This window comes from Bacillus sp. 1780r2a1 (assembly GCA_024134725.1).
GTDB classification, from domain to species: Bacteria; Bacillota; Bacilli; order Bacillales; family Bacillaceae_H; genus Priestia; species Priestia aryabhattai_A.
Genome location: CP099863.1, coordinates 1 through 7500, shown reverse-complemented (window position 1 = coordinate 7500; position 7500 = coordinate 1). Strand labels below are relative to the sequence as shown.

The window sequence follows — 7500 nt, the reverse complement described above, 5'->3', positions numbered from 1 at the left end:
CTTTTCTTAATTCAAACTCAGTACGTCTACGAATAACGACAACTTGGTGATCTAAATAATACTGTAAACATTGTTTTAAGTTTAAAACCTTTGGCTGTCCTTCAACTAAAGCAAGCATATTAATACCAAAGCTTGTTTGTAAAGACGTTTGTTTATATAAGTTATTTAGTAAGACATTTGCATTTGCATCTCTTCGAACTTCAATAACAATACGCATACCAGATCGATCAGATTCATCACGTAAATCTGTAATACCCTCAATCTTTTTATCCCTAGCAAGTTCTGCAATTTTTTCGATAAGTTTAGCTTTATTCACTTGATAAGGAAGCTCATTAACAATAATGGTCTGCTTTCCATTTGGCTGCTCTTCAATCTCTACTTTGGCACGAATAATAATAGAGCCTTTTCCTGTTTCATAAGCTTTCCGAATTCCACTTCTACCTAAAATTTGACCGGCAGTTGGAAAATCTGGTCCAGGTATAATTTCCATTAGCTCTGGAATTGTAATATCTTGATTTTTACTAATAGCTAGTACGCCATCAATTACTTCTCCTAATTGATGAGGAGGAATATTTGTTGCCATCCCTACAGCAATACCCGCTGAGCCGTTTACAAGTAAGTTAGGAAACCTAGCCGGTAATACAACTGGCTCTCTCTCAGATCCATCATAATTATCTTGATAATCTATAGTATCTTTGTTGATATCTCTTAATAATTCCATAGAAATTTTGGACATTCTTGCTTCTGTATAACGCATCGCTGCTGCTGAATCGCCATCGATAGAACCGAAGTTACCATGACCATCTACAAGCATATTACGATAGCTAAAATCTTGTGCCATACGTACCATTGTTTCATAGACAGCTGAGTCACCATGAGGATGATACTTACCTATAACTTCTCCTACGATACGAGCTGATTTTTTAAATGGTTTATCCGAAGTCATACCTAAGTCATTCATCGCATACAAAATACGACGATGAACCGGCTTTAAGCCATCACGTACGTCTGGAAGTGCACGTGAAACAATAACGCTCATTGCATAATCTAAAAACGAAGAACGCATTTCTTGGCTAATATTTACTTCTGTAATTTGAGAGTTTGGTTTATCTGACATCGATAAGAACCTCCTTCACGAAGTTCAGTATAGTAGTTCACATATGTAAACGCAGGATAGAAACAAATCTACCCTGCCGTTTAACATTCTTTTTAATTCTTTAAAAATGCTTTATTTAAATATCTAAATTTTTAACGTATTTTGCATTTTCTTCAATGAAGTTACGACGTGGTTCAACCTTGTCCCCCATTAGAATTTCAAATGTTTCGTCTGCCTCAATTGCATCTTGTAAGCTGACTTGTAGAAGCGTGCGCGTATCTGGATCCATTGTTGTTTCCCAAAGTTGCTCTGGGTTCATCTCTCCTAAACCTTTATAACGTTGTAAGTTAGGCTTAGATCCTTCTGAAAACGTTGGAAGAATTTCTTCTAACTGCTTATCGTTGTACGCATATTCTACGCGTTTCCCTTGTGAAATCTTATATAGTGGTGGCTGTGCGATATAAATGTAACCTGATTCAATAATCTGTCTCATATAACGATAAAAGAACGTTAACAATAGTGTACGGATATGAGCTCCATCAACATCAGCGTCTGTCATAATAACAAGTTTATGATAACGTGCCTTAGAGATATCAAAATCTTCTCCAATTCCTGTGCCTAATGCTGTAATGATTGTACGAATCTCATTATTAGATAAAATTTTATCTAACCTTGCCTTCTCAACGTTAATAATCTTACCACGCAGAGGTAAAATCGCTTGGAAATGACGACTACGTCCTTGCTTAGCCGAACCACCTGCAGAATCACCCTCTACAATGTACAATTCACTAATTGAAGGATCTTTTGAAGAACAATCTGCCAATTTACCAGGTAGATTTGAGATTTCTAAAGCACTTTTTCTTCTTGTTAATTCTCGTGCTTTTTTAGCTGCCATTCGAGCACGTGCAGCCATAACCCCTTTTTCAACGATTTTCTTCGCTACCACTGGATTTTCTAGTAGGTATGTTTCAAAGTGTTCTGCAAACACAGAGTCTGTAATTGTTCTTGCTTCACTATTTCCTAGCTTTGTTTTTGTTTGACCTTCAAATTGAGGGTCCGGATGTTTAATTGAAATGATTGCCGTAATTCCTTCACGAACATCTTCACCTGTAAGATTTGTATCACTATCTTTAAACACATTATTCTTACGCGCATAATCATTAATAGCACGCGTTAAAGCAGTTTTAAACCCTGCTTCATGTGTACCACCTTCATAGGTGTGGATGTTGTTTGCAAAAGAGTACAGATTACTTGTGTAGCTATCATTGTATTGAATAGCAATTTCAACTGAGATACTATCACGATTTCCCTCAATGTAGATTGGTTCTTCATGTACTACTTCTTTTGAACGATTTAAATGTTCAACATATGATTTAATACCACCTTCATAGTGGTATTCACGTACCTTATTTTCTTCACGCTTATCTTCAATTGTGATTTTAATTCCACGATTTAAGAAAGCCAATTCACGTAATCGGTTAGCTAATGTATCAAAATCATACTCTAACGTTTCGGTAAAAATTTCACCATCTGGTTGGAAGTGAATAACTGTACCGGTTTTATCAGTTTCACCGGTTACTTCTAAATCTGCTACAGGAACTCCACGCTCAAATTTTTGATAGTGTACTTTCCCATCTCGGTGTACATTTACTTCCAAATAAGTAGAAAGTGCATTTACAACAGATGCTCCTACACCATGTAAGCCACCGGAAACCTTATATCCACCACCGCCAAATTTACCTCCAGCGTGAAGAACTGTTAAGATAACTTCAACAGCAGGTCGTCCCATTTTTTCATGCATACCAACAGGAATTCCACGCCCATTATCTTTAACTGTGATGCTATTATCTTTCTCAATTATGACGTTGATTTCATCACAATAACCAGCTAGCGCTTCATCGATACTATTATCAACAATTTCCCATACCAGGTGGTGTAAACCTTTAGCACTCGTAGAGCCGATATACATCCCCGGACGTTTTCGTACTGCTTCTAACCCTTCCAACACTTGTATCTGGTCAGCATCATATGATTGCTTTTCTTTTTGTTCCATTGCCAAATGTATCACCTACACTTTTCATTAACAGCGAACTGCTTATAGTTGTATTCTTATAACGTATCTTAAAAATAATCGAATGGAAACCACTTAGGAGCTTCAGACAAGCAAAGCTCATCTTTCATAATTTTGAGGGTAAGTTTTAAAACATTAGACTTAAAACTATAATGATACCATACTTTGTTGAAATTAACGTTGAAAAGCTGTCAGTATAAAAAACTATTTAATTTTTTGTATGACACCAGCCTCTACTGCAAATGTAGCAGCTTTGTCTAATGTTTCATGATGAATTCCTTCAATACTTGTGGTTGTAACAAAAGTTTGAACCTTTCCTTGTATCGTGTTTAACAGATGCGACTGACGAAAATCATCCAGCTCTGATAAAACGTCATCCAGCAATAAAATGGGATACTCACCAATCTCTTGGTTAATCAGCTCAATTTCAGCCAATTTTAAAGACAAAGCGGTCGTACGCTGCTGCCCTTGAGACCCAAAAGTTTGAACATCCTTTTCATTGACGTAAAACAGTAGGTCATCTCGATGAGGGCCAATTAAAGTGACACCCCTATCAATTTCTCTACTTTTTATTTTATCAAATTTTTCATGATATGCTTCTATCATTTTCGACAAATCTGCATCTTCTGATACATCAATCGAATTTTTATACTCGATACGTAAGTTTTCAAGCCCTCTACTGATTCCAAAATGGATAGGTTCGGCCCATTTTTGTAAAAGCTGTAAGAACTCAAATCGTTTTTTTAAGATCCGAGCTGCCACTTCTGTAAGCTGAGAAGTTAAGACATCGAGCAAAGATAAATCAGATTGCTTTCGGGTCTGCAGTTGTTTTAAATATTGATTCCTCTGCTGTAAAACTTTTTGATACTTGCTTAAGTCGTGCATGTATACAGGGGAAACTTGGCCAATTTCCATATCAATAAATCTTCTCCGTACTTGAGGACTCCCCTTTACTAAGTTCAAATCCTCTGGAGCAAACATAACTGTATTCATGGCCCCGATATATTGACTTAACTTTTGTTGCTCAATGTAATTATATTTTGCTTTTTTCCCTTTTGTTGAAATGATTAAATCCAACGTCACAGGTCCACGCTCTTTTTCTACAACACCAGAAATCTTTGCAAATTCACTTTCCCATTTTATTAATTCTTTATCGTTAGACGTACGATGTGATTTTGCCATTGATAAAACAAAGATTGATTCCATAATGTTTGTTTTTCCTTGCGCATTTTCTCCTAGAATGACATTTACCTTATTTTCAAAAGCAACCGTTGTTTTTTCATAATTACGATAGTTTGTTAACGCAAGTTCTTTAATGTACAAACCATTCACCAACTCTTAAGATATAATAATAAACTCACCCATGTCTGGGATTGTTATTTGATCGCCTGGATATAGCTTTCGACCGCGGCGTTCTTCTAACTCACCGTTCACATACACTTCATGTTCACTTAAAAACCATTTCACCATTCCACCAGTCTGAATAACATCAGCTAACTTTAAGAACTGACCTAGTGCAATATATTCCGTTGAAATTTCAATTTCTGTTTTCATCATAGTCCGCTCACTTCCCTAATTATTTTACTTATCATTATTCTACTAAATAATTGTCCTTGAGAAAAGAAAGCTACTAGAAACAATCTAGTAGCTTTCAACATCAATATGTTCTAACCGGTAAAATCAGCTGTAACATTGAGTCATTCTCTAATGTTCGAATAACAAATGGTCGCATAGCCCCGGTAAAGTTAATTTTAATATCTGTGCCTTCAAGAGCTTTTAATGCATCAAGCATATATTTTGCACTAAATGAAATCTTTAAATCTTCTCCAACAATTGATTCACTTTGAACTTCTTCAATAACTTTACCAATCTCCGGAGAATTTGATGAAATTTCAACAATCCCATCTGGTAAAGTTGATAACTTTACTACGTTATTACGTCCTTCTCTTGCCAACAGCGAAGCGCGATCAATGGATTGAAGAAACTCTTTAACGTTTAAAACAACGTCTGTCTTACTGTCAGCTGGAATAAGGCGAGAGGTATCTGGATAGTTTCCATCTAGTAAACGTGAAAAGAATAAAAGGTGCTTTGTTTTAAATAAAACTTGATTTTCAGTCATGACGATATCAACTAGTTCATTAGAATCATCTAAAATTTTACTGAATTCACTTAAACTCTTTCCTGGAATAACAACATTGTAAGAAACCTCATGTTCAGATTGAATATTTGCTTTACGCAATGCTAAACGATGGCTATCTGTTGCAATACACGTTAATGCTTTACCTTCCACCTTCCAGTTTACACCTGTCAAGATAGGACGTGTTTCTGAGGTGGACACCGCAAAGACAGTTTGTCGAATCATGTTTTTAAGTAAATCCGTAGGAATCTTAAACACGTTATTTTCTTCAATTTGTGGTAAATGTGGGTACTCTTCAGCATCTAAACCATTTAAATTAAATTCTGCTTTTCCAGAACGAATAATTGTTAAGAATAAATTTTGAACATCTAATTCTACAACTTCTTTTGGTAATTTCTTTACGATTTCACTGAAGAAACGAGCTGGTAAGACAACACTTCCCGTTTTCTCTATTTCCACAATCTCTTTTCCATCTTCTTCTTTTGGGATGAATGATTCAATAGAAATATCAGAGTCACTTCCTGTAAGTGTAACTCCTTCTTCCGTTGTAACAATTTTGATTCCTGTCAAAATAGGGATCGTTGTACGAGATGAAACAGCCTTCATTACATCCTGAACACTTTGAACCAAATAGTCTTTTTGAATTTTAAATTTCATGGAATCCTTCCTCCTTTTTTATTTTAAAAGTCGGTTTAAACAGCTTATTTATTTATTATAAAAAAAGTAGTAGTAGTAATAGGGGGTGTGGAAATGTGGATAACCCCTTAAAACGCCAGTACACAGCCTATCCACCTGTGGACAGACTGTGTACAATGCTACCTCACTTATACACAAAAAACAAGAGAGAAAAAATTAGATCTTTAAAGATTCACTGATTTCTTTAATGTGTTTTTGTAGCTGCGAATCGGTTTGAACCAACTTTGAAATCTTTTCATGAGCATGAATAACTGTAGTGTGATCTCGTCCTCCAAATTCTTCTCCAATCTTTGGTAACGAGAAGTCTGTAAGCTCACGAGATAAGTACATTGCAATCTGCCTTGGAAAAGCAACAGATTTTGTTCGTTTTTTTGCTTTAAAGTCTTCAAGCTTTACATTAAACTGCTGTCCGACTATTTGTTGGATATCTTGAATGGTGATAACTTTGGGCTTTGAACTTGGAATGATATCTTTTAAAGCTTCAGCAGCTAAGTCAGCATTAATATCTTTATTAATTAAAGAAGAGTATGCTACTACACGGATTAAAGCACCCTCTAATTCACGAATATTTGAATCGATCTGATTGGCGATATAAAGCATTACTTCGTTAGGAATTACTAAGCCGTCAGCTTTTGCTTTTTTACGTAAAATAGCAATCCTCGTTTCAAGATCTGGTGGCGTAATGTCTGTAATTAAACCCCATTCAAACCTAGAGCGAAGACGATCTTCTAAAGTTGGTATCTCTTTTGGCGGTCTATCGCTTGAGATAACAATTTGTTTACTTTCTTCATGTAACGTATTAAACGTATGGAAAAACTCTTCTTGTGTTTGTTCTTTACCAGCTAAAAATTGAATATCATCTATAAGTAAAACGTCGACATTTCTATATTTATTACGAAACTCCACTGCTTTGTTGTCACGAATTGAGTTAATAAATTCATTCGTGAATTTCTCAGAAGATAGGTATACAACTTTAGCATCAGGATTATGATCAAGCACATAGTGACCGATTGCGTGCATGAGGTGGGTTTTCCCAAGCCCTACTCCTCCATAGATAAAAAGTGGATTGTAAGCTTTAGCTGGTGCTTCTGCAACTGCTAAAGAAGCAGCATGAGCAAAGCGGTTACCAGAACCAATAACAAAAGTATCAAACGTATATTTGGAATTAAGCATACTTTGTGGGAATTCGTGTCCATCTTCCTTGCTTACATTCTTTTTAGGAGGAGTTAAATCAAACTCTTCTTCAGATTGATTTAACGGGATAATAAATTTTACATCGAGTTCTTCCCCAGTCAAATCGTACAATGTTTCAGCAATTAAGTTAGAATATCTAGACTCTAGCCAATCTCTGGCAAAGTCATTGGGTGCTGTGATAATAAGTGTATCACCTTGTAAAGCATGAGCTTTTGTTGATTTTAACCATGTTTCAAAACTAGGTTTACTCAACTTCTTTTCAATTTCAGCCAATGCTCCGTTCCATAAATCATGAATATTTTCCAA

Annotated in this window: 6 protein-coding genes (1 of these 6 only partly in view); all 6 read right to left on the bottom strand. The window is 35.7% G+C overall.

From position 1 onward, the window contains the following. Positions 1–1117, bottom strand: partial view of a DNA gyrase subunit A gene (gyrA, locus tag NIZ91_00030; GenBank protein ID USY55175.1) — the beginning only. Its footprint begins 1388 nt before the window's first position; only the first 1117 of its 2505 coding nucleotides appear in the window; its start codon is at positions 1115–1117; its stop codon lies beyond the left edge, outside the window. 115 nt (positions 1118–1232) lie between these two features. After that, positions 1233–3149 (bottom strand): DNA topoisomerase (ATP-hydrolyzing) subunit B, encoded by a 1917-nt coding sequence (gene gyrB, locus NIZ91_00025; GenBank protein USY57253.1) that lies wholly within the window; start codon positions 3147–3149, stop codon positions 1233–1235. A 222-nt stretch (positions 3150–3371) separates the two neighbouring features. Next, entirely contained in the window at positions 3372–4490 is a 1119-nt protein-coding gene (gene recF, locus NIZ91_00020; GenBank protein USY55174.1) for a DNA replication/repair protein RecF, read from the bottom strand. 15 nt (positions 4491–4505) lie between these two features. Beyond that, complete coding sequence (gene yaaA, locus NIZ91_00015) at positions 4506–4721, bottom strand: S4 domain-containing protein YaaA (GenBank protein USY57252.1); 216 nt, start codon at positions 4719–4721, stop codon at positions 4506–4508. A gap of 103 nt (positions 4722–4824) precedes the next feature. Continuing rightward, positions 4825–5961 carry a DNA polymerase III subunit beta gene (dnaN, locus tag NIZ91_00010; GenBank protein ID USY55173.1) on the bottom strand — a complete coding sequence of 379 codons (1137 nt, stop codon included), beginning with the start codon at positions 5959–5961 and terminating at the stop codon, positions 4825–4827. A 195-nt stretch (positions 5962–6156) separates the two neighbouring features. Then, positions 6157–7500, bottom strand: a complete 1344-nt coding sequence (gene dnaA, locus NIZ91_00005) for a chromosomal replication initiator protein DnaA (protein USY55172.1) — start codon at positions 7498–7500, stop codon at positions 6157–6159.

Coding starts and splice junctions, on each gene's coding strand:
- gyrB (USY57253.1), bottom strand. CDS start 3,149: ATGGAACAAAAAGAAAAGCAATCATATGATGCTGACCAGATACAAGTG.
- yaaA (USY57252.1), bottom strand. CDS start 4,721: ATGAAAACAGAAATTGAAATTTCAACGGAATATATTGCACTAGGTCAG.
- dnaN (USY55173.1), bottom strand. CDS start 5,961: ATGAAATTTAAAATTCAAAAAGACTATTTGGTTCAAAGTGTTCAGGAT.